Here is a 22777-nt window from a genome sequence, read left to right on the forward strand (position 1 = left end):
ACAAAAAGTAGCTGCAGGTGCAGTAAAGGCTATCTGCCCGGCGCAAAGATAGCGGCCAAATTCCGGTAGAATGCGCCCCTTCACAGACAGGTACGTGTGATTTTATGAAAACCACCTTCCTGGATTTTGAGCAGCCCATTGCCGAACTCGAGGCAAAGATCGAAGAACTGCGTTTCGTGCAGGACGATTCGGCTGTCGATATTTCCGAAGAGATTTCGCGGCTGGCCGGCAAGAGCCAGCAGCTGACCAAGGACATCTATGCCAACCTGACCCCGTGGCAGGTTGCGCAGATCGCTCGCCATCCGCAGCGTCCATACACGCTCGATTACGTGCGTGAAATCTTCACCGATTTCCACGAACTGCATGGCGACCGCACCTTCGCTGACGACCTTTCCATCGTCGGCGGCCTGGCCCGTTTCAACGGTCAGTCGTGCATGGTGATCGGCCACCAGAAGGGCCGTGACACGAAAGAGCGCGCCATGCGCAATTTCGGCATGCCCAAGCCCGAAGGCTATCGCAAGGCCAAGCGCCTGATGGAACTGGCCGACAAGTTTGGCCTGCCGATCTTCACGTTCGTGGATACGCCGGGCGCGTTCCCCGGCATCGATGCCGAAGAGCGCGGTCAGTCCGAAGCGATCGGCCATAACCTGTACGTGATGGCCGGCCTGAAGGTGCCCCTGATCGCCACGATCATTGGCGAGGGCGGTTCGGGCGGTGCGCTGGCCATCGCCGTGGGCGATGTGGTGCAGATGCTGCAATTTGCGACCTACGCGGTGATTTCGCCGGAAGGCTGCGCATCGATCCTGTGGAAGACGGCAGAGAAGGCACCCGAAGCTGCTGAAGCGCTTGGCCTGACCGCCCACCGCCTGAAGGCACTGGGCCTGATCGACAAGATCGTGAGCGAGCCGCTGGGCGGCGCCCATCGCGACGTGAAGGGCATGGCAGCCATGCTCAAGCGTTCGCTGGCCGAATCGCTGCGCCAGTTTCAGGGCGTGAGCGTCAAGGAGCTGCAAGCCCGCCGCTACGAGCGCCTGCTCGCCTATGGCAAGTTCAAGGAAACCGGCGTCCAGGACTGATCCGTCCGACCGCCTGACCGACAAGGTCGCACAGGCTCTGCAGGCCGGTGCGGCCTTTGTTGTTTCTGGCGGGGCGGCGTCGGATCCTGCCGAAATAGTGGTGGCCGTGGCGCTGTCCGGTGGTCGCGATTCGGTGGCGTTGCTTCATGCTGCGCAGGCTGCGGTATCGGCGTGGAACCTGCAGGCCCGTGTCGTGGCGCTGCATGTGCATCATGGCCTGCAGGCGCAGGCCGACGATTGGGACCGGTTCTGCACGGAACTGTGCGAGCGCTGGCAACTGGGTTATTTCGTGCGGCGCGTCTCGGTGCAGGCGGGCACGGGCGAGGGCATCGAGGCCGCCGCGCGGCGTGCCCGCTATGAGGCGCTCGGCGAGATGTGCCGCGTGAGCGGCGCCTGCATGCTGCTGTTTGCCCATCATCTCGACGACCAGGTCGAAACCGTTTTGCTGCGGCTTTTTCGCGGCGCAGGCGTGGCAGGCATGGCCGGCATGCCCGCCATGCGCAGGCTGGACGAAGAAGGTGCCATCGTGCTGCTGCGGCCGTGGCTGGAAGTGCCGCGAGCTGACATCGACAGCTATTGCGCCGCGCATGGGCTGGCATGGATCGAGGATCCATCCAACGACAGCACGCGCTACGCACGCAATGCGCTGCGCGCGCAGTTGCCGCTGCTGGAGCAGGCCTTCCCCGCATTGCGCGCGAACGTCGCGCAGGCTGCCGTGCATTTTGCGCAGGCCGCCAGTATGCTCGACGACCTGGCAGGCGCTGCGCTGTCACGGTTGGCAGCCCCCGGACGCGATGCCGATACGCTGGCCGAACTGGACCTGCCTGGCCTGCGCGCATTGCCTGCGTCCCATGCCGATGCCGTGCTGCGCGTCTGGCTGCGCGACCTCGGCGCACGGGCGCCATCCACGGCCAGGCTGGCCGCCATGCGTGGGCAACTGCTCGACCACGGCGGCGGCGAGCCGGCCATTGATCATGACGGCCTGGTGCTGCGCCGGTTCCAGGGCAGGGTGCTGGCCTGCCGGCCCGAGCCCGATACGCTGCCGGCGCCACAGGCGCTAGCGTGGCATGGCGAGGCGCGTATCGTGGTGCCGGCCTGGCGCGGCGAACTGCGCTTCACGCGCGACGACACGTTCGGTGTACCCGAAGCCGTGCTGCGGCAGCCGCTGCGGCTTGCGCAGCGCACCGGCGGCGAGCGCATCGTGCTTCGGCCCGGCGGCCCCGCTCGCGCGCTCAAGCAGGCCTACCAGGAGGCTGGCGTGCCACGCTGGCGCCGGTGCTGGCTGCCGCTGCTGTGGGCCGGCGATGTGCTGGTCATGGCGGCGGGGCTCGGCATGCACCGTCGATGGGGCGAGGCGCCGCACGCGCCGCGCTGGCGTGTCGAGTGGGTGCAAGCGGGCCCCGGGGCTCGCTCGGATTAGCCCGGCGCTGGTCGCCGGCATCACTTTCCGGGGCGCGCCAAGGCCATTGCGCCTTGCCTGACGGGCTCGGTTCGTGTATTTTCAAGAGCTTTGCACAATCGCTGGCGTCGACAAGAAGATGGCTCTCATCGTTCACAAATACGGCGGCACTTCGATGGGTTCCACGGAACGCATCAAGAATGTCGCCAAGCGCGTGGCCAAGTGGCACCGCGCCGGTCACCGCGTAGTCGTGGTGCCTTCGGCCATGTCGGGCGAAACCAATCGCCTGCTGAGCCTCGCCAAGGAGATTTCGGCGCAGCCGGACCCGCGTGAACTGGACATGCTCGCCTCGACCGGCGAACAGGCCAGCGTCGCGCTGCTGGCCATCGCGCTGCACGGCGAGAACATCGACGCAGTCAGCTACACGGGCTGGCAGGTGCCGGTGAAGACCGATTCGGCCTACACCAAGGCCCGCATCGAGTCGATCGACGACGAGCGCATCCTTGCCGATCTCGACGCCGGCCGCGTGGTGGTGATCACGGGTTTCCAGGGCATTGACGACGACGGCAACATCACGACGCTGGGTCGTGGCGGCTCGGACACCTCGGCCGTGGCCATTGCCGCCGCCATCGAGGCAGACGAGTGCCTGATCTACACCGACGTGGATGGTGTGTACACCACCGATCCGCGCGTGGTCGAGGACGCCCGCCGCCTGGACCAGATCACCTTCGAAGAAATGCTGGAAATGGCCAGCCTGGGCTCGAAGGTGCTGCAGATCCGCTCGGTGGAGTTCGCCGGCAAGTACCGCGTGAAGACCCGCGTGCTGTCGTCGCTGACCGACCCGCTTATGCCGCTCGAACAGGAAATGCATTCGGGCACGCTGATTACTTTTGAGGAAGAGTCTGAAATGGAAGCCGCCGTTATCTCCGGCATCGCCTTTGCACGTGACGAAGCCAAGATCACCGTTCTTGGCGTGCCGGACAAGCCGGGCATTGCGTACCAGATCCTGGGGCCGGTCGCCGACGCGAACATCGACGTCGACATGATCATCCAGAACCAGTCGGTGGACGGCAAGACCGATTTCACCTTCACTGTGCCGCGCGGCGACTACCAGCGCACGCTGACGCTGCTGACCGACAGCGTCAAGCCGCACGTTGGCGCCGCCAGCGTTTCGGGCGACCCGAAGGTGTCGAAGGTCTCGGTGGTCGGCGTGGGCATGCGCTCGCACGTCGGCGTCGCCAGCAAGATGTTCCGTACGCTCTCGGAAGAGGGCATCAACATCCAGATGATCTCCACCTCGGAAATCAAGATCTCGGTGCTGATCGACGAGAAATACATGGAACTCGCTGTGCGCGCGCTGCACAAGGCGTTCGAACTGGAACAGGCCTGATCCCGTTCGTAAATTCTTCTGGCGGGACCGAAAATTTTTGTGTTGAGTTATCGATTTTTCGTTGACCAACAAGGACGGGGCCGCTAGAATACGCGCTTCGTTGTTCGGCTCCCTCGAACAACGCAAGTTTGGGAGACGTGGCCGAGAGGTCGAAGGCACTCCCCTGCTAAGGGAGCATCTGGGCCAAAACCTGGATCGAGGGTTCGAATCCCTCCGTCTCCGCCACTACATCTGTATTGGCGGCGAACCCCGGAAGATCGCGGTCTTCCGGGGTTTTGTTTTTTTGGAGTGGGATCAGGCGGCACACGATGCCGCGCAGGTGTTACACCGGTACCTGTGAGAATCCGAATGGCAACGAACTGCCAGCTTCGCGGCAATGCCTACGACTTCCGCCGCAAAATCCTCCTGGACCTCGTCGAGCAGCACAGTGGCTAGCGCGAGATCATCCGTAGCTTGGGATGCCACCATGCCGCCGGATTCCGCGTGGGACGAATCTGGCCATCGGCGATGGCCCCGGTCACGACGGGAGTCCGCCAGACCTGGCGGCGTATCACGCGCAATGCTGGTCGAATGCGGGATACAAACGGACTTCCTCACGCGTCATACGCTGACGAAGCCGGGCGATCGTTGCGCCCATCTGGCGTGCAAAGTCCATCCCCGATCTGCCTTGCTCGAGCGCATTAAAGAATGCCATCACGTCCTGCGTTATTCCCTTCATTTCTGCCGCGTAGGTGGCAGCCAGATCCTTCGTCTCGATATTGTTTTGCATTTGCGGATACAGCTTGCTGTCTTCGCGTGCCAGATGCGCGATCACAAGTCCCTTCACCTGTTTGAGCTTTCTGCGGCCTTCGTCCGACATGCCCATTTCACGGCATTCTTCGAGAAGCCGGAAGATTCCTTGATGTTCGTTCTTGAGGGTGGCAGTAAGTGACATGATCTGTATGACGTTCGCGAGAACGGATGTGGTTGGCAGCCTATAAGATGCATTTAGAATACATCATTAAATTTAACGTCCCGACAAAACCATACAGGGTGCGCGGACTCGCTCCTTGCGTACGAGGTGTTAGACGGGCATTGGGGAGTAAACCTGCATTCTGCAGTTGGACATGATCATCATCGAGGGCAAAGAGGGGATCACCATCATCGACCCACTCATCTCGCAGGAGACGGACGCTTGTACCTAGAGGGCGAGGCAGCGCAACGCAGCCTGCGTGGGGAGTCGGGAGGCCGGCTTCTGAAGCATGCGCGCCGCTCGGCGCCGTATCAGGCTGTGCCGTCGTCCGGCCTGAGTTCGCGTCTGGCGCCTGCCGCGTCAGGCATCTGGTGCCACTTTGCCGGCGGCACTACCACCGGCTCGTCGGGTTGCAGCACGAAATGCGGCGACATGATCTGCACGCCTTGCCGGTTGAATTCATCCTGGATCGCCTGGTGCAGCGTGGACAGGGCGAAGAAGCGCCGGCGCGGGTCCGCAATGCCGAAGAACAACTCGTATTCGACGTAGAAGTCCGACAACCCGCGCTGCAGCACGAAGGGCACGGGCTCGCCGCGCAGTCCCGGAACGCTCGCGACGGCGCTGAGCAACATGGCGTGGACTTGCCGCCAGGGCGTGTCGTAGCCGATGGTCACGGCGGTGGACAACAGCGCGCCGGAGTCGCCATGCAGCGCAGCGGATGCGCGCCCGCGGCGCGAGAAGTTATGGACCGCGCTGCCAACCACCACCGCGTTGGGCAGCGTCACTTCCTCCTGCCGCAGGTTCTCGATCTTGACCGAGAGCGTGTCGAGTCCCGTTACCGTACCTACGGTGCCGCCGATGTCGACCATGTCGCCCGGCCGCAACGCACGCGAATACACCAGCACCATGCCGCTCATGATCTGGTTGACAATGTTGGCCGATCCGAGCGTGACCATGAAGCCGAACAGCACCGACAAGCCTTTGAATACATCGCTCTGCGAGCCAGGGATGTATGGGTAGGCGAAGGTCAGCCCCAGCGCCCAAAGCACGACGGACGCAAGCCGCCGGGTGGCTCCGGCGGTCTCCGGATGGAGCCCGGGCATGCTGATCTGGCCGCGTTCCACCGCATCGAAGATGCTCGCCACCAGCCTTTGCACGGCCCGGGTGATCAGCAGGATCACAATGACGGTGACGACTCCGGGAACTGCCTGCAACATGCCTTCGCCGATGCGCGCCAGCAAGCCCAGCAGGAATGTTCCCATGCGCTGGCCGAGCGGCGCGGTCAGGGGAAACTGGTCAAGGGCGAATTCCAGCCACAGGAACACCAGCAGGACGATCAGGCCGGCCCCGACAATCTGCACGACGAGGCTGGCTACCTGGAACAGCGCGCTGGTCCAGTCGAAGCCGGTACGCCGGGCGCGCTCGCCGACACGGTGCTCCAGTGTCTTCACCAGCAGTGCGCTGAGCCGCCGGCGTGCCCGGGCAATGCCCCAGACGAGGCCGCCGAATACCAGCAGCCCCAGCATTGACAGCATCGTGCCGCGAATGATTGTTGGCCAGCGAAGTTGATCCCGGCGTGCTGCGATGACAGCTTCGAGCCGCTCGGCGGCGGCGGCGGCCTCGGTCTCGGTGGTCTGGCCCGGTTGCTCTGGATCCAGATCGCCCTCCGTGATCGCGAACAGCACGAGATCGCCGATCCGGATAGCCACGCCCGACGCGTTGCCCAGCCGGCCTGCCACGCGCGTCAACGGCTGAGCCAGTTTGGCGCGGTCGAGATTGTTGAAGCGCTCTTTCGCACGCTCGGCCCGCACGGCTGGCGACGCGCCAGCCAGTGTTGCGCGGAATGTGGCGACCGGACGGTTCATCAGCGTCAGGTCGGCAAATTCGAGACCTTGTGCCGGGGCAGGCTTGTCTGCGGCAAGCGCAGCAAAGGGAAGCGCGAGGGCCAGCGCCAGCATGAGCATCGCCATGCAATGGCGGACGAGGGCGGGTAGTGTGGTCGAGATGACAAACGGGTGGCGGGCAAGGTCGTGGGATTCCATGTTCCGTCGCGCGTCGGCGGAGTGCCGTTCGAGATGTTTGACCCTTGAATAATGGTGCGCTTTCTGTGAAAACGCCACGAAAATGTTCTTCTTGCGACGCTCAGGAGGCCAAGCTGCTGCTCAGTGAGCCGGCGTCGTAGCGAGAGGCGCCGGCGCAGCGCAAAAGCCTGATGGCCCGAATTCGCGGCATGCCTTTTTCCGGCATCAAGCCGATCCTCGGCACCGTTGCAAGGTCTCGCTGGGCAGTTCACCGGTGCCCGCCAGCCGGAGCCCGTCCGGGAGCTTCGGTGGCTGGACGCACACCGGCCGAGGGCGTGTCATCACCGCGAAGCTTGACGTGAGACAAGTCCACGCGGGCATCGCGACGTAGATTGCGTAGACGGAAGCATGTCGTCGTGCCGGAGATCCTCACGGGCTCTGCCATCCCGTGGGATTACGGGACTGTACTGGTTGCGTTGGCAAGCGATCCCGGCGGTCAGGCGCGCGTTCGCGTGGCTGCCGAACTTGGCGCGCATTTCGGCGCGCACTGACAGGGAGCGACACATGGAACTGCAATTCCTCGGCGCCACCGATTCCGTCACCGGCTCGAAATACATGCTAGACACAGGCCACAGCCGGGTCATGGTGGACTGCGGCCTGTTCCAGGGGTTCAAGTCGCTGCGGCTGCGCAACTGGGACCCCTTGCCGGTCGATCCCGCCAGCCTGGATGCCGTGATCCTGACCCATGCGCATATCGACCACAGCGGCTACCTGCCGCTGCTGGTGCGAAACGGCTTTCGCGGGACCGTGTTCTGCACCATGGGTACCGCGCAACTCTGCAGCATCCTGCTGCCGGACAGCGCGGCGCTGGCCGAGGAGGACGCGGCCTATGCCAACCACAAGGGCTTCTCGCGCCACCGTCCGGCCCTGCCGCTCTATACCTGCGCCGACGCCGCGCGCGCGCTGCGCCGGCTGGAGCCGAAGCCGTTTGGCACGCGCTTTGCGCTGACGCCGGATATCGATGCGGAATTCCACCATGCGGGGCACATCATCGGCGCGGCCGCGGTGACCCTGTATGCAGGGGGGCAGCGCATCGTCTTTTCGGGCGATCTCGGCAGGCTGAATGACATCGTGATGCGGCCACCCGAGTTCATCCGGCAGGCGGATTGCCTGCTGGTCGAATCGACCTACGGCAACCGCATCCATCCGGACGAGGATCCGCTGGACGCCATGGCCAACGCCGTCGGTAGCACGCTGGGCCGGGGCGGCACTCTGGTCATTCCCGCTTTCGCGGTGGGGCGCACGCAGGCCTTGCTGTACTGCCTGTACCGCTTGCGCGAGGAAAAGCGCATGCCCGATATCCCGGTCTACCTCAACAGTCCGATGGCCATCGACGCGACCCAGATCTTTGCCCTGCATCCGGATGAACTCCGGATCAGCCGCGCCGCGTGCGTGGCGGCTTGCGGCCTGCCGGTTCCGGTGCAGAGCATGGAGCAGTCGGTCTGGCTCAACCAGGACCACACGCCGAAAGTCATCCTGGCGGGCAGCGGCATGGCGACCGGGGGGCGCGTGGTGCACCACCTTGCCAGCTTTGGCGCGGACCCGCGCTGCACGGTGCTGCTTGCCGGCTTCCAGGCGCCGGGCACGCGTGGCGCCGCGCTGGCGGGCGGCCAGCGCGAACTGCGCATCCATGGCAAGGACATCGCGATCCGCGCAGCGGTCGAACAGATTCACGGCCTGTCGGCCCATGCCGATGCCAATGAATTGATGACCTGGCTCGGCGGCTTCCATGCGCCGCCGCGGCGCGTGTTCATCGTCCACGGCGAGCCCGAGGCCAGCGATGCGCTGCGCCAGCGCGTGGAACGCGGACTCGGGTGGCGGGTGACGATGCCGGAATACCGGGAGACCTATCGACTCGACGACTGATATTGCCGCGGGTGCCGCCTACCTGCGCTGCGGGTACCCGCAGCTCCGCCGAATCCAGCCACGCTTGCAGGAGCGCGGCTTCCCTCAGGGTTCCATGACATACCGGCCCGGCGCATCGCACACGGCGCCAGGCGCCGGATCGCGCGGCTGGCATTTTGCCGACGACCGGTCGGCGAGCCAGTGGCTCCATGCCGGCCACCATGACCCTTCATGGTATTCCGCGTGGGTCAGGAAGCGCTCGGGGCTCAAGTAGGGATCGCCCGGCTTGCGCGTCGTGAACCGATAGCGCCGGCGCGGATGGTCGGGTTCCGAGACAATGCCGGCGTTGTGTCCGCCGGACGTGAGCAGGAACGTCAGCGCCGTCCGCGTGAGCAGATGGAGCTTGTAGACGGACCGCCACGGCGAAACGTGATCATGCTCGGTTCCGACCATGAAGATCGGCCGGTTCAGGTCCGACAGGGCGACCGGCCGGCCGCCGACGCAGAGCTTTCCTTCGGCGAGTTCATTCGCCAGGAACAGCTTGTGAAGGCATTCGGAATGCAGGCGATAGGGCAGCCGGGTGATATCCCGGTTCCACGAGATGAGGTCGTTGGCGCGCAGCCGCTGTCCAAGCAGGTATTCGCTCATCATCCGGGACCAGATCAGGTCGCGGGCGTTGAGCATCTGGAACGCGGAAGTCATCTGCGGGCCATCCAGATAGCCCTGGCTCCACATCAGCGCATCCAGCGTGGCGACGGCGCTCTTGTCGATGAACAGGCCGAGCTCGCCGGGTTCGGTAAAGTCGGTTTCCGTCGCGAAGAATGTGACGGAGGCGAGCGGATCGCCATCGGTGTCGCGCGCCAGCTTGGCTGCGCAGATCGCCAGCAAGGTGCCGCCCAGGCAATAGCCGGCCACATGGACGCACGCGCCTTCGCAGCGCGCCTGGGCCGCATACAGGGCGGCCAGGATGCCGTCATGAAGGTAATCATGCAAGCCGCGGTCGCGCGCCTCGTCTCCGGGGTTTTTCCACGAGATCATGAATACCGTGTGGCCCTGCTCGACCAGGTAGCGGACCAGCGAGTCATGCGGCTGGAGGTCCAGGATGTAGTACTTCATGATCCACGAAGGCACGATCAGCACGGGCTCCTTCCAGACCGCTTCCGTGGACGGTGTGTACTGGATCAGCTCCAGCAGCGCGTTGCGGAACACGACCTTGCCGGGCGTGATCGCCACATCCTTTCCCGGCATGTAGGCAAGCTGCCGCGGCCGCGGGTCGGCGCCGGGCAGGTTCGCGGCCATATCCGCGAAATCCTCGGCCCAGTGGCGGGTGCCCTGGACGAAGTTCGTGCCGCACGTACGCTGCGTTTCGCGCACCACCGCCGGGTTCATCCACCAGACGTTCCCGGGCGAGCACATGTCGGTCCACTGCCGCATGCAGAAGGCCGCCACGCGCTGGTGGTGGCGGGACAAGCCGTCCACATCGCTGGTCAGCGACTGCCAGAAGGCCTCGTTGCGCAGGAACGCATCGCGCCAGCAGCGATACGGCCACGCCTGCCAGCCCTCGTCGGCGAATCGCGATTCGGTGGACGGGATGGCGGGCGGTGCGTCGGAGAGCGGCAGCCAGCGTACAGTGTCATCCAGCCACCCGCGCGCCCAGTCCACAGCCGCGTGGGCGAGCTTGCCCGGCGCGAGCGCCGTCTGGAGGCCCCAGTCCACCCCGGCCAGCCCGAGCGAGATCAGCGAGATGCCGCCGGTGACGCGCGCCAGTGCCGCGCGTACCTGCCTGTCGTAGTACCGGTAGTCCGGCTCATCCGTGTACGGAGGGCATTCTGCCGCCGTGCCGCCGGCGGGTGCCGTCAGGAAACCTTCGTTCGCTTTCACTTTCATTGGAGATGCTGGCCGCCGTTGATCGGGAAGTTCGCGCCGGTGACGAACGCGCTCTCCGGCGAACAGAGGTAGGAGACCAGCGCCGCCACTTCCTCTGGCCGGCCGAGCCGGCCCACCGGTATCTGCGGAAGCACATGCTTTTCCAGGATATCGGCCGGCATGCTGGTCACCATACGCGTGGCGAGATACCCCGGCGATACCGTATTGACGGTGACGCCCTTGCTTGCCAGTTCCAGCGCCAGCGCCTTCGTGAACCCGTGCATGCCGGCCTTTGCCGCGGCGTAGTTGGTCTGGCCAAAGGCGCCCTTCGATCCGTTCACCGATGAAATATTGATGATGCGGCCCCAGCCCCGTGCTGCCATGCCTTCGCACAGCGGGCGCGTCATGTTGAATACCGAGTCGAGGTCGGTGCGCAGCACCGCGTCCCAGTCTGCCTTGTCCATGCGCCGAAGCGTCTTGTCGCGGGTGATGCCCGCGTTGTTCACCAGGATATCGACCTGGCCGGTTTCGGCCAGAACCTGCGCGGCGCAGCGCTGGCAGGCGTCGAAGTCCGCCACGTCGACCGGAAACGCCAGGAACTGGCGACAGGCTTGCTGTTGGCGCTCGAGCCAGCTGGCAACGTGGTCGTTGTGCATGGAGTGGGTGACGGCCACCCGCATGCCGTCGGCATGCAGCCGGATGGCGATGGCTTCGCCGAGCCCGCCCATCCCGCCCGTGACGAGAGCGACTTTCTGATCGGACACGGCATCAGCTCCCAGTGGTGGTGGTGGTGGTGGCAGCTGCGGGGTCGGCAGTCTTGAGGCCCGGCCACATCATGGCCTGGCTGACGTTGTCGAACATGCCTTTCACGGATTCGGCCAGCGGCGGCACGTAGCCGCTTCCTGCGCTGAGGGCATTGCGCTGTAATTCCGCCCACTGTTCCGTGCCGGCCCGGAACTGTTCGAACAGGCCGGTTCCCAGTTCGATGGAAAGCTTTCCCGCCGCGCGGGCGAAATCCGCATTGCGCTCCACCTGCTCGGCCAGCAGCTTGGTCGGCATGCCATGGAACGTGTTCCAGTCGGGCGCCTCCGACATGGCGGCCAGGATGCGGCGCGCCCCTTTGATGTCGTCCTCCAGCGCCTTGACCTGCAGCTTCAGCGTTGCCTGGCGCGCTTCCTCCATCAGGATCAGCACGCGCAGCGCCGCCTGGTGTCCACTGCGGATGAATTCGAACGTCGGGTCAGTAGGTTGCGACATGCTGCGTCTCCTATGAGTGCCACGTGAAAGTATCTGGCTAATCCTAGGGCAGAGTTGCCATGATCGTTTGATGCACATCAACGCGCCAGGCGTTGGCGGAAGCGGGCGGGAAGCGTTCCTGTCACGTTCCCGTCACGGTCTGCCGGATTGACATGCGTCAAGAGTGCTCCGCGATTGCCTTCTACCATCGAAGCAGAGTCCCGGGGCGGCCTGCGCCGGGACGAGGAGGCACTCATGACCGAAAACCTGATCGTCTACTACTCCCGGACCGGAACGGCCAGGCAAGTCGCCGAGACCGTGGCGGCGCACACTGGCTGGACGCTGGCGGAAGTCCGGGACGAGACACCCAGGGCCGGATTGTCCGGCGACCTGCGTTGTGTGCTGGATATGCTGCTTCATCGCAAGCCGGCATACCGCTACGAGGGGCCGAGGCCTGCCGGCTGCCGGCACGTGGTGGTCATCGCGCCGGTCTGGCTCGGCCGGCTGGCCGCGCCGATGCGCGGATTCATCCAGGACAATGCGCCGTTTCCCGGCGCCGTGTCCGCGATATGCGTCATGGCGGCCCGTGGCGGCTTCAGGGCGGAGGATGACATTGCCAGGCTGACCCGGAAGACCCCGGAGCCCGCTCTGGTGGTGCGCCAGGCGGACGTGCAAAGCGGCGAGGCTGCGGCATCGCTGGCGGCGTTTGCCAGAGCGCTGCGCACGCGGCAGACGGAGCCGGCCCCTACTGGGCGGCCGGCGTGGATTTCGTCGAACGAAGCCTGAATTCTTGAACCTTGATAGAGAGGATTTATGTACAAAAAGATTCTCGTGGCGGTCGACGGCAGCCACTGCAGCGACCTGGCGCTGGACCAGGCGATCGGGTTGGCGGCCACCTGCGGTGCCGAGCTGCAGGTCGTCCATGTCATCGACAACGGCTACCTGAAATACGACATGGGATACGTCGACCTGACAGACCTGCGCGCGGGCCTGATCAAGGGCGGGGAGGAACTGCTGGCCCAGGCCCGGGAAAAGGCAAAGGCCGGGCATGTGAGTTGCAAGACTGTCATGGTCGACGAGATCCTCGCACTCGGCGACATCGCTCACCAGATCCGGCAGCTTGTCGAAAGCAGCGGTGCGCAGCTTGTCGTGATCGGCACGCATGGGCGCCATGGCATGCGCCGCCTGCTGCTCGGAAGCGTGGCAGAGAGCCTGGTGCGCCTGTGTCCGGTTCCGGTGTTGCTGGTCAGGGCCCCGGAAGAAACCTGAACCGACGGGCCGGCGGCATTCATGGAAGCCGGGCAGCTTGCAGCAGGCGCGGGCCTGAAGGCGCAGGCGCCCGGTGGGGGTGCCGCGGGCGGACCGGCAGGCCGGTCCCGCGAGCACGGCATTCCGCCATTGCTGGCCCAGGCCGCGGCGGGCAGCCAGGCCGAGGCACTGGCCGCCCTGTCTTCCAGTGCGCAAGGGCTGCCTGCGCCTGAAGTGGAGGCGCGCAGGCGCCAGTACGGCACCAACCAGGTCGCGACCGAGCGCCCGCACCGGTTCATCCCGGACCTGCTCGGGCGGCTGCGCAATCCGCTGAATCTGATGCTGATGGGCCTGGCGGCCTTGTCGGGGCTGATTCACGACTGGCAGGCGGCATCGGTCATTTCCTGCATGGTGGTGCTGAGCGTGATGCTGGCCACGTTGCAGGAGCACCGGTCGGGCCGTGCCGCGGCCGCCTTGCGCGCGATGGTGCACACCGTCATCGCCGTGCGGCGCAGGCCGGCCCCCGGGATGCCGCCGGAAACTGCCGACATCCCGATCGCCGAACTCGTGCCCGGCGATGTCATCCACCTTGCCGCCGGAGACCTCGTCCCGGCGGACGTGCGGCTGCTGACGGCCAAGGACCTGTTCGTCAACCAGGCGGCGCTCACCGGCGAATCCATGCCGGTGGAAAAGTTTGCCGTGGACGGCGCGCGCGCGGAGACCACCGGAGACATTCCCAACCTGGCCCTGATGGGAACCGCCGTGGTCAGCGGCACGGCCACCGCACTCGTGGTGCTGACCGGCCGCAACGCCGTGTTCGGCCACATTGCCCGCGCCGTCGCCGCGCAAGAACCGCCAACGGTCTTCGAGGAAGGACTGGGTCGCATCAGCCGGCTGATGCTCGGCATCATCGTCGTGATGGCGCCGCTGGTATTCGTCATCAACGGCCTGACCAAGGGCGACTGGTTCGAGGCGCTGCTGTTTGCCGTGGCCGTCGGCGTTGGCCTGACGCCCGAGATGCTGCCCATGCTGGTCACGGTCAACCTGGCCAAGGGTGCGCTGGTGATGTCGCGGCGCAAGGTCATCGTCAAGCGCCTCAACGCCATCCAGAACCTTGGCGCGATGGATGTGCTGTGCACGGACAAGACCGGAACGCTGACCCAGGACCGGGTGATCCTGAAGCATCACCTGGACCTGAATGGCCGGGAAAGCGGGCGGGTGCTGGAACTGGCCTACCTGAACAGCTATTTCCAGTCGGGGTTGCGCAACCTGCTGGACGTCGCGGTGCTGGAGCACGAGGACGTGGGCGAGCGCATGCGGATCGGGGACAGGTGGCGCCTGATCGACGAGGTGCCGTTCGATTTCACGCGGCGGCGGATGTCGGTGGTGGTGGAGAGCAATGGGTCCGGGCCGGTCCAGCGTCTGCTGATCTGCAAGGGGGCCGTGGAGGAGGTCTTCGATGCCTGTACCACGGCGCGGACCGGCCGGGCCGGCGAGACGGTTGTCATGCTCGATGCGGGCCACCGGGCAGGGCTGATGCACCAGAGCGAGCGGCTGAACGAAGACGGCTACCGCGTGATTGCCATTGCCTGCAAGCGCCTGCCGCCCGCGAGCCCGGCGCATGCGTACGGGGTTGCCGATGAAGCCGGGCTGGAGCTGATCGGCTATATCGCCTTCATCGACCCGCCCAAGGAAAGCGCTGCCGCCGCCCTGGCGGCACTGCGCCAGAGCGGCATCGAGGTCAAGATCCTGACCGGCGACAGCCCCCGCATTACCAGCAAGGTGTGCCGCATGGTGGGCCTGCCGGCCGGCCGCGTGGTGCTGGGGAGCGAACTGGACAAGTTGACGCCCGATGAATTTGCGAAAACGGCACGGGAGAACGCTCTGTTTGCCAGGCTTAGCCCCGCCCACAAGGAGGCGCTGGTGCAGACATTGCGCGCACAGGGCAGGGTGGTTGGCGTGCTCGGCGACGGCATCAACGACGGGCCGGCGCTCAAGGCCGCCGATGTCGGCATCTCGGTCGACAACGCCGCGGACATCGCCAAGGAATCCGCCGGCGTGATCCTGCTGGAGAAGAGCCTCACGGTCCTGCACGACGGCGTGATGGAAGGCCGGCGCGTGTTCGTCAACCTGCTCAAGTACCTGCGCATGGGCGCCAGTTCCAACTTCGGGAATATTTTCAGCGTGCTGGGCGCCAGCGCCTGGCTTCCCTTCCTCCCGATGGCGCCGATCCAGCTGCTGACCAACAACCTGCTCTATGACATCTCGCAAACCGCCTTGCCCACCGACAACGTGGATGACATGGCACTCCTGCGGCCCCGCCGATGGGAGGTCGGCAAGGTCCGCCGCTATATCCTGTGCCTTGGCCCCGTCAGTTCCCTCTTCGACTACCTGACGTTCGCCGGGCTCTACTGGTGGCTCGGCGCGTCCACGCCGGCCGGCGCGCCGCTGTTCCAGACCGGCTGGTTCCTGGAGTCCCTGCTGTCCCAGACGCTGGTCGTCCACATCATCCGGACAAGCCGGATCCCGTTTGTGGGGAGCCGGGCCAGCACGCCGTTGCTGGCGGCGACGGCGGCCATCTGCCTGCTCGGTGCCTGGCTTCCGTATTCGCCGCTTGCCCGGATACTCCATTTGCATGAGCCGCCCTCATCCTTGTGGATGATGCTGGTGCCGATCCTGGCCGGGTATCTGCTGCTAACCTTTATGGTCCGAAGCTTGCTTGCAGGGTACCTGGAGCTGGACTGAGCGCGTTCCCGCCAGTTGCCGTTGTTCCTGTGCGAAAACCGGTTGTCGCCTGTTGAAGTCGGCCCCGGGTCTTCTTATATTGTCTCTAGTACCATTCAATTGCCGTGATGTGCGGTCGGGGCACCAGACATGGTCAAGGGCATGACCCCCTATTCGATCCGGATGCGCGGGGTGCGACACGCCGCAAGCCGCACTTTCCGCCGCGCGCCTAAGAGCCAGGCGCAGTTGGGGGGGATCATCCGCTCTTCCATGGAGGCCATCATTACCGTCGACAGCGAGCAGCGCGTCGTGCTGTTCAATCCGATGGCAGAAACCCTGTTCGGGTGGACGGCCGCGCAGGCGATCGGCCGCCCGCTCGGGGATTTCATTCCCGAGCGCTTTCGGGAGGCCCATGCGCGGCATGTGCGCCGCTTTGGGGCCACAGGCGTATCGGACCGGCAGATGGGCAGCCAGCGCCCACTCCATGCGATGCGCCGGGACGGCAGCGAATTCATGATCGAGGCCTCGATCTCGCAGGCGAGCTGCCGCGGTTCCAGGTTCTACACTGTCATGCTGCGCGACATTACCGAAAGGGTGCGCACCGAGGAAGCCATGCGGGACAGTCTCCAACGCCTGAAGGAAAGCGAGGCGCGGCTTGCGGGGATCATCCGCTCCTCCATGGAAGCCATCATTTCCGTGGACAGTGCCCAGCGCGTCATCCTGTTCAATCCCATGGCGGAAACGCTGTTCGCGTGGCCGGCCGAACAGGCGATCGGCCGGCACCTCAACGATTTCATCCCCGAGCGTTTCCGCACGGTCCATGAGGAGCATGTGCGCAGGTTTGGCATCACCGGCGTGTCCGACCGGCAAATGGGACGGCAGCGGGCGCTCTATGCGATGCGCCGCGACGGCAGCGAGTTTCCCATCGAGGCTTCCATTTCCCAGGCCAGCGACGGTGGCACGAAGCTCTACACCGTGATGCTTCGCGATATCACCGAGCGTGTGCGCGCCGAAGAGGCGCTGCGCCGCTCGCGGGAAGAGCTGCAGCAGCTTTCGGACAGCATCCTCGCCACGCGCGAAGAGGAGAAGCGCCGCATCGCGCGCGAACTCCATGACGATCTGGGCCAGCGGCTGAGCGCGCTGAAGATGGACCTGGCCATGCTCGGCGCCGATATCGAGGAAGGCCGGGGCGCCGAAGGCATTCTCGGCGACATCGCGGCCATGAATGGCGTCATCGACGATACGGTTGCGTCGGTTCGCCGCATCGCCAGCGATCTCCGGCCTGCCTTGCTGGACGAGCTTGGCATGCTGACGGCCATCGAATGGCTGGCTACCGACTTTTCGAGCCGCTATGGATTGCCGGTGTCGGTGGACGGCGCGGATGCCGACGTTCCCGAGCAGACGGCAATCGCCATGTTCCGCATCGTGCAGGAGGCCCTCAGCAATGTTGTCCGGCATGCCGATGCCACCGCCGTGGAAGTTCACCTTGCCCAGGCGGATGGCCGGATCGAGCTGCGCGTGCAGGACAACGGCGTCGGCTGGGACAAGAAGCCTGCGGGGAGCGGGCCGCGCAGGTCGCTGGGACTGCTGGGCATCCGCGAGCGGGCGCGCCTGCTAGGCGGCTCCGTCACGGTCGACAGCAGGCCCGGCAAGGGGTTCTGCCTGACTGTGCAGATTCCGCACGCAAAGGGAGTCTGAGATGACGCGCATACTCATTGCCGATGACCACGCTGTCGTGCGCGACGGGCTCAAGCACATCCTCGAGCGTGCCGGCAAGTTCGAAGTGGTGGGCGAAGCCGCGGACGGCACGCAGGTACTCAAGCTGGTGCGCGACTGCGCGCCACAGGTGCTGCTGCTCGACTTGTCGATGCCAGGCCGCAGCGGCCTGGAACTGATCCGCCTGCTGCGGGTCGAGCAGCCCGCGCTGCGCATCCTGGTGCTGACCATGCACGCGGAACAGCAATACGTCGTACGCGCGTTCCAGGCCGGCGCCGCCGGCTACCTGACCAAGGAAAGCGCCGCGACCGAGCTGGTTTCCGCGATCGGGCAGGTAGCCAGCGGCGGCACCTACGTCAGCCAGTCGATCGCGGGCAAGCTGGCGACGAGCCTGCAGGACCCTCAGGGCGAGGCGCCGCACCTGCGCCTGTCCGACCGGGAGCTGGAAGTCTACCGGCGCCTGGTGCTGGGCGAGCCGCTCACGAGCATCGCGGCGGCACTGTGCGTGAGCGCCAAGACCGTCAGCACGTACAAGATGCGGCTGATGGAGAAGATGCAGATGCCAAGCGAAGCCGCGTTGCTGCGCTACGCCATGCGCAACCACCTGTTCGACGAGGAAGAAGACATCTGAGGCGCGCGGGCGGTTCGGCGATTCCTGTCGCCGATGCGTGATGTGGCACGTTCTCAGTATGGCGCGATGCAGATGGCCGGGTGCGCCAGCGCATAGCTGGCGGAGTAGTCCAGTTCCCCGGAGGCTTGGGCATGGATGGTGAACAGCGGTTGCCCGGCACGGACTTCGTCGTTGACCCGCACGTGCATCTCGATGCCCGCCACGTTCCGTCTCGGCGCGCCAGCCAGCTTTGCGGTGCGGGCAATGTGGCGGTTATCGATGGCCGTGACCTTGCCTGCATGCGGCGCGACGATATCGCGCCGGAAGATCGCCTCGCCCGGGATGCGCAAGCCGCCCTGCGCTTCGCAGATCGCCTGGAACTTGCGCCATGCCGCGCCGCTGTCGAGCAGCTGGCCGGCGGTCCTCTCGCCCTGGCCCTGCGGTGCTGCCCCGCAGAATTCGAGCAGGGCGCCCGCCAGCATCACCGAACGTTCGCGCAGGTCGGGCGGCGCCGATACCGACCGCTCCAGGACCGCCAGGACGTCGCGCGCCTCCAGCGCCGGGCCGATGCCTTTGCCGACCGGCTGTGCACCGTCCGTCCGTACCATCAGGATGTGCAGCCCGAATACCTGCGCCACGTGCCGCATGGCGGTTTCGAGCCGCTCCAGGTCCCTGTCCTCGCGGATCTTGGCGGTGGGGCCTACAGGTACGTCGATCAGGATGTGGGTGGAGCCGGCCGCGATCTTCTTTGACAGGATGGAGGCGACCAGCTGCGCGTCGCTGTCGATATCCAGGGCGCGCTCGACGCGGATCAGGATATCGTCGGCCGGGCTCAGGTTCAGCGCGCCACCCCAGACCAGCGATGCCCCGACACGCTCGACGACGTGCCGCAGCTCGGCCGCTTCCAGCGCCACGCAGGTCAACGTTTCCATCGTGTCGGCGGTACCGGCCGGGGACGTGATGGCCCGGGAAGAGGTCTTGGGCAGGACCAGGCCGCCCGCTGCCGCAATGGCCACGACAATCGGGCTGGTGCGGTTGCCGGGCAGCCCGCCGACGCAATGCTTGTCGGCAATGATGGCCTTGTCCCAGACCAGCCTTTCGCCGGAGTTCACCATGGCGCGCGTCAGGTCCACGGTTTCCCGCACGTTCATGCGGCCGTCGGCGCATGCGGCAAGGAACGCCGAGATGTACACATCGGCATATCTGCCGGCCGAAATATCCTGCACGATGGACTCGATCTGGGCGCTCTCCAGCCGGCGGCCATAGATCTTTGCCCGCAATGCGCGTACCGATTCGAGCGCGGGCGCGTGGCTGACCCCGACGATATCGCCGGCACGCGCGGCGAGCGCCTGTGCGGCGCTGGATGACAGGCTGGCTTCCGCCGTTTCCAGCAGCGGCGAGCCAACCAGGTTCAGCGTGGCAATAATGGTCCTGTCGCCGATCTGCACCTGGACCCGCGCCTGCGCCGCAAAGCCCTCCGCGCGGCACACCGTGCAGTCCGGGTGCAGGTAGATCACATGCTCCTGCCAGGTGTCGATGCCGAGCGGCTTGAAGACCAGCGGCTCCGGGCCGCGGCCTTCATCGACGGCGTACGGCAGGTCATTGGCCATTGTCCCCATCCATTGCCCTATCGATTCCCGCTGTACGCGTTCAGCGCATGTCGAGAGCCTCGAGATCCAGCAGGTCGATCTGCTTGCCCTGGACGCGGATCAGTCCTTCCTGCTGGAAGCGGGACAATGTCCGGCTCGCGGTTTCCAGCGTCATGCCAAGGTAGCTGCCGATGTCCTCCCGCGTCATGCGCAGCGTGAAGGAGGTCGGCGAAAAGCCCCTGCGCTGCAGGCGGGCCGAGATATTGAGCAGGAACGCCGCCACGCGCTGTTCGGCGGTGAGGTTGCTGAGCAGCATCATCTGGCCGGTCTCGCGGACGATCTCGGCGCTCATCATCTTGTGGACCTGCTGCTGCAGCGATCTGACTTCCCGGCACAGCGCTTCCAGCAGGTGGAACGGGATCACGCAGACGGCGCTGTCTTCCAGCGCGATGGCATCGCATGCATGGGCCTCCGTGGAGATGCCGTCCAGGCCGATCGTTTCGCCGGACAGGAAGAAGCCGGAGACATACTCCCGGCCGCTCTGGTGCGAAAGTACCGTCTTGAACGAACCGGAGCGGACCGCATAAATGCTCTGGAAGGGGTCGCCGGCCCGGTACAGCGCCTGGCCTTGCTTGACCATTCGCCAGTTGCGCACGACATTGTTCAGCCGCGCGACATCGGAATCATCCAGGTTGGATGCCATGCAGATGTGCCTGAGCATGCAGGAGGAACACTGCGCCGACGGCGTCGCCGCCTTTTCGGCGGAGAATCGGACAGGACGGCTGGCGGGGGCGCGGGTGTCATCCTGAGGCAAATCCATCAGAGGCGAATCGGTGGTTCCGAACATCGTATTCTCCAGATGAGGTGCAAGCAGGACCACGTTTGCCGGCCCCGCTACGCCCATACTCCTATGGTTCAATGCCTTGCCGGGTTGTACCTGCGATCTTCAGCAGGACAGCGCGCAGGTCGTCGACTTCCAGCGTCTTGTCGAAGCAGTAGCTCCCGCCGGCCATCAGGCAGGCCCTTCTCATCTGCGGGGACCCGCTATTGGTGAGCACGATCACGATGCTCCCCGGCAAGGTCGCCGCCAGCAGCCGGACCTGCCACAGGGGCTGTCCGCTGCGCAGCCCGACCAGCACCACGTCCGGGTGAAGCGCCTCGATTGCCGGCAGGTCGGTTTCGGCATCCGTACCGGTTCCAACGACCTGCAAGCCGGCAACCCCGCTTACCAGGCGCTGCTGCCGCGTCCTGATGGAACTCGCATGCTCGAGAAGGTAGACGGTAAGGCCGTGGACCTGGGTGCGGTGGCTCATGTGCCCAGTATTGTCGCCGGGCGCGCATTCCGATATCAGGCTGTGCTGAGACTCGCGTCAGGCTTCGGGCCGGTGTTGTCAGGTTTACCTGACGGCCTGATGCCCGGACACCCGCAAGCCATGTGGGCCAGGCGGTGCACGCGCCGATGCACCTGCCTTGATGCAGGACAAACGCCGGCCGCGCGCAACTGCCAATCTGGAAACAGCCGGTGTTTCCGGTTCTGTTGTTCCAGCTTTGCAAGGAGATCACCATGACCAGCCTCAGGCACTTCGAACCCTTTTCCGTCGAACCTATCAACGACATGTTGCAAGGCATGCTGCGCTCATTCCGGGGCGCAGCGGATACCGGCCTGGCATTCAAGGTCGACGTGTCGGAGTCGGATACCGCTTATACGCTGACGGCGGAACTGCCTGGCGTGAAGAAGGAAGACATCGATGTTTCCGTTGACCGCGGCACCGTGATGATTGCGGCAAAAGTGGAGAAGTCCTCGGAACAGAAGGAAGGCGAACGCCTGATCCGGCGCGAGCGCTACAGCGGTTCGATGCAGCGTGCCTTCACGCTGGACGCCAGCATCGACGAGAGCAAGGTCGACGCGAGCTACACCAATGGCGTACTGCGCGTGGTCCTGCCCAAGAAGGAAACCTCGCCACAGCAGCGGATCGCGGTGAAGTAAGGCTGCCATCCGACAGCCGAAAGGAGTGCGGTAATGAGAATCGACGAGATTTGTTCGCGTGAACCGGTCCACATCCCGCTTACCTGCACTTTGGTGCCGGTACGGCCTGTCGTGAGATCGAAGCCATGAAAACTGATCTTCAACTCAAGAAGGAAGTCCTCGACGAGCTGGACTGGGACCCGTCGCTCGACGCCGCCGCAATCGGCGTCGAGGTCAACGAAGGCGTGGTCACGCTCAGCGGCCATCTGCCCAGCTATGCCGAGAAGCTCGCCGCGGAGCGCGCTGCCGAGAAGGTGTCCGGGGTAAGGGGAGTCGTGGTGAACCTGGAGGTGAGGCCCGCGAGCGTGCCCAGCGACGAAGCCATCGCCAATGCCGCGCGCGACGCGCTGCAATGGCATGTCCACCTGCCGCCGGATGCCGTCAAGCTGCGCGTGGAGAAAGGGTGGATAACCCTGGCCGGCGAAGTGGAGTGGGGCTACCAGCGCAAGGTGGCCGAACGTACCGTCTCCCATCTGCGCGGCGTGACGGGCGTGACCAACCTCATCAAGATGCATGCACGCGTGGCGCCCGCCGACGTGGTGGAGCGGATCGAAGCGGCATTGCGCCGGCACGCGGAACGTGAAGCGAGGCACATCAGCATCTCGATGAAGGATGGCACGGTAACGCTGAGCGGCCACGTGGGTACGCGCGCCGAGCGGCTGGCGGCGGTTGGCGCGGCATGGTCCGCACCCGGCGTCGGCGCCGTGGTGGACAACCTGGAGCTCGGTTGAAGGGAGGAGGGGATGAGGCGCAACGGGAAAGCAAGGCCGCTGGTCCGCGCTTTCCCGTGGAGGTCTGACCTATGCCGTGGAATTCCGGGTACTTTCCTGCGTCGATGAAGAATCTCGCGCCCATGGTCAGGGAGAAGGCGATCGAGATCGCCAATGCTTTGCTGGCGCAGGGGTACGGCGAAGGCATGGCGATCCGCATTGCCGTTGCCCAGGCGCATCGCTGGGCTGCCGGGCATGCCGAAGAGCCGGCCCCGCATGGGCCGCGGCGCTCTCGGCCTTGAGAGACGC

The 22777-nt window shown here is 65.3% G+C and carries 20 protein-coding genes and 1 tRNA gene; 13 read left to right on the forward strand and 8 right to left on the reverse strand.

Features of this window, described 5'->3' with window-relative positions:
- Window positions 1–104: 104 nt before the first annotated feature.
- From LDO29_RS03170 to LDO29_RS03185, 4 genes are all read left to right on the forward strand, one after another.
- Window positions 105–1076 carry an acetyl-CoA carboxylase carboxyltransferase subunit alpha gene (locus LDO29_RS03170; protein ID WP_211947873.1) on the forward strand — a complete coding sequence of 324 codons (972 nt, stop codon included), beginning with the start codon at window positions 105–107 and terminating at the stop codon, window positions 1074–1076.
- Window positions 1042–2496, forward strand: coding sequence for a tRNA lysidine(34) synthetase TilS (gene tilS, locus LDO29_RS03175; protein ID WP_396022617.1), 1455 nt, complete (start codon window positions 1042–1044; stop codon window positions 2494–2496). Before LDO29_RS03170 ends, tilS begins: the two co-directional genes overlap by 35 nt.
- A 118-nt stretch (window positions 2497–2614) precedes the next feature.
- Window positions 2615–3865 (forward strand): aspartate kinase, encoded by a 1251-nt coding sequence (locus LDO29_RS03180; protein WP_224078330.1) that lies wholly within the window; start codon window positions 2615–2617, stop codon window positions 3863–3865.
- Between the two features lie 131 nt (window positions 3866–3996).
- Window positions 3997–4090, forward strand: a tRNA-Ser gene (locus LDO29_RS03185).
- A gap of 325 nt (window positions 4091–4415) precedes the next feature.
- Here the strand turns inward: LDO29_RS03185 and LDO29_RS03190 are convergent.
- Complete coding sequence (locus LDO29_RS03190) at window positions 4416–4799, reverse strand: hemerythrin domain-containing protein (protein ID WP_224078331.1); 384 nt, start codon at window positions 4797–4799, stop codon at window positions 4416–4418.
- Between the two features lie 329 nt (window positions 4800–5128).
- The gene (locus tag LDO29_RS03195) at window positions 5129–6859 is read right to left on the reverse strand and encodes a mechanosensitive ion channel family protein (protein WP_318035495.1); all 1731 of its coding nucleotides are present in this window, start codon (window positions 6857–6859) and stop codon (window positions 5129–5131) included.
- Between the two features lie 543 nt (window positions 6860–7402).
- Here LDO29_RS03195 and LDO29_RS03200 point away from each other — a divergent pair.
- Window positions 7403–8764 carry an MBL fold metallo-hydrolase RNA specificity domain-containing protein gene (locus LDO29_RS03200; RefSeq protein WP_224078332.1) on the forward strand — a complete coding sequence of 454 codons (1362 nt, stop codon included), beginning with the start codon at window positions 7403–7405 and terminating at the stop codon, window positions 8762–8764.
- An 84-nt stretch (window positions 8765–8848) separates the two neighbouring features.
- Here the strand turns inward: LDO29_RS03200 and LDO29_RS03205 are convergent, their stop codons facing one another.
- Genes LDO29_RS03205 through LDO29_RS03215 form a run of 3 tightly spaced genes read right to left on the reverse strand, consistent with a single transcriptional unit; the run spans window position 8849 to window position 11866 of the window.
- Entirely contained in the window at window positions 8849–10630 is a 1782-nt protein-coding gene (locus LDO29_RS03205; protein WP_224078333.1) for a PHA/PHB synthase family protein, read from the reverse strand.
- Window positions 10627–11337 carry an acetoacetyl-CoA reductase gene (phbB, locus tag LDO29_RS03210; protein WP_253074103.1) on the reverse strand — a complete coding sequence of 237 codons (711 nt, stop codon included), beginning with the start codon at window positions 11335–11337 and terminating at the stop codon, window positions 10627–10629. The genes LDO29_RS03205 and phbB overlap by 4 nt, the downstream gene beginning before the upstream one ends.
- Before the next feature lie 40 nt (window positions 11338–11377).
- Window positions 11378–11866: a hypothetical protein gene (locus tag LDO29_RS03215; protein ID WP_224078335.1), complete on the reverse strand. Its 489-nt coding sequence runs from the start codon at window positions 11864–11866 to the stop codon at window positions 11378–11380.
- Window positions 11867–12100: 234 nt separating this feature from the next.
- Here LDO29_RS03215 and LDO29_RS03220 point away from each other — a divergent pair, with 234 nt between their 5' ends.
- The 5 genes from LDO29_RS03220 (at window position 12101) to LDO29_RS03240 (ending at window position 18164) form a co-directional block, all read left to right on the forward strand.
- On the forward strand, window positions 12101–12631 hold the full coding sequence (locus tag LDO29_RS03220) for a flavodoxin family protein (protein WP_224078336.1): 531 nt from the start codon (window positions 12101–12103) through the stop codon (window positions 12629–12631).
- 27 nt (window positions 12632–12658) lie between these two features.
- The gene (locus tag LDO29_RS03225) at window positions 12659–13114 is read left to right on the forward strand and encodes a universal stress protein (RefSeq protein ID WP_224078337.1); all 456 of its coding nucleotides are present in this window, start codon (window positions 12659–12661) and stop codon (window positions 13112–13114) included.
- Between the two features lie 21 nt (window positions 13115–13135).
- Complete coding sequence (gene mgtA, locus LDO29_RS03230; RefSeq protein WP_224078338.1) at window positions 13136–15838, forward strand: magnesium-translocating P-type ATPase; 2703 nt, start codon at window positions 13136–13138, stop codon at window positions 15836–15838.
- Between the two features lie 141 nt (window positions 15839–15979).
- Complete coding sequence (locus LDO29_RS03235; RefSeq protein WP_224078339.1) at window positions 15980–17515, forward strand: PAS domain-containing sensor histidine kinase; 1536 nt, start codon at window positions 15980–15982, stop codon at window positions 17513–17515.
- Window position 17516: 1 nt separating this feature from the next.
- Entirely contained in the window at window positions 17517–18164 is a 648-nt protein-coding gene (locus LDO29_RS03240) for a response regulator (protein ID WP_224078340.1), read from the forward strand.
- A gap of 53 nt (window positions 18165–18217) precedes the next feature.
- On the opposite strand, the gene LDO29_RS03245 is transcribed toward LDO29_RS03240, so the two are convergent.
- The 3 genes from LDO29_RS03245 to LDO29_RS03255 all read right to left on the reverse strand — a co-directional run bounded on the left by LDO29_RS03245 (window position 18218) and on the right by LDO29_RS03255 (window position 21045).
- Entirely contained in the window at window positions 18218–19753 is a 1536-nt protein-coding gene (locus tag LDO29_RS03245) for a thymidine phosphorylase family protein (RefSeq protein ID WP_224078341.1), read from the reverse strand.
- Window positions 19754–19793: 40 nt separating this feature from the next.
- Complete coding sequence (fnr, locus tag LDO29_RS03250; RefSeq protein ID WP_224078342.1) at window positions 19794–20579, reverse strand: fumarate/nitrate reduction transcriptional regulator Fnr; 786 nt, start codon at window positions 20577–20579, stop codon at window positions 19794–19796.
- 61 nt (window positions 20580–20640) lie between these two features.
- Window positions 20641–21045 carry a response regulator gene (locus tag LDO29_RS03255; RefSeq protein WP_224078343.1) on the reverse strand — a complete coding sequence of 135 codons (405 nt, stop codon included), beginning with the start codon at window positions 21043–21045 and terminating at the stop codon, window positions 20641–20643.
- Between the two features lie 251 nt (window positions 21046–21296).
- Here LDO29_RS03255 and LDO29_RS03260 point away from each other — a divergent pair, with 251 nt between their 5' ends.
- The 3 genes from LDO29_RS03260 (at window position 21297) to LDO29_RS03270 (ending at window position 22770) form a co-directional block, all read left to right on the forward strand.
- Window positions 21297–21719 (forward strand): Hsp20/alpha crystallin family protein, encoded by a 423-nt coding sequence (locus LDO29_RS03260; protein ID WP_224078344.1) that lies wholly within the window; start codon window positions 21297–21299, stop codon window positions 21717–21719.
- Window positions 21720–21844: 125 nt separating this feature from the next.
- Window positions 21845–22489 (forward strand): BON domain-containing protein, encoded by a 645-nt coding sequence (locus LDO29_RS03265; protein WP_224078345.1) that lies wholly within the window; start codon window positions 21845–21847, stop codon window positions 22487–22489.
- A gap of 71 nt (window positions 22490–22560) precedes the next feature.
- Window positions 22561–22770 carry a DUF2188 domain-containing protein gene (locus LDO29_RS03270; RefSeq protein WP_224078346.1) on the forward strand — a complete coding sequence of 70 codons (210 nt, stop codon included), beginning with the start codon at window positions 22561–22563 and terminating at the stop codon, window positions 22768–22770.
- Window positions 22771–22777: the final 7 nt, after the last annotated feature.

This window comes from Cupriavidus laharis, from assembly GCF_914271435.1.
In the GTDB taxonomy this organism is placed as follows: Bacteria; Pseudomonadota; Gammaproteobacteria; order Burkholderiales; family Burkholderiaceae; genus Cupriavidus; species Cupriavidus laharis.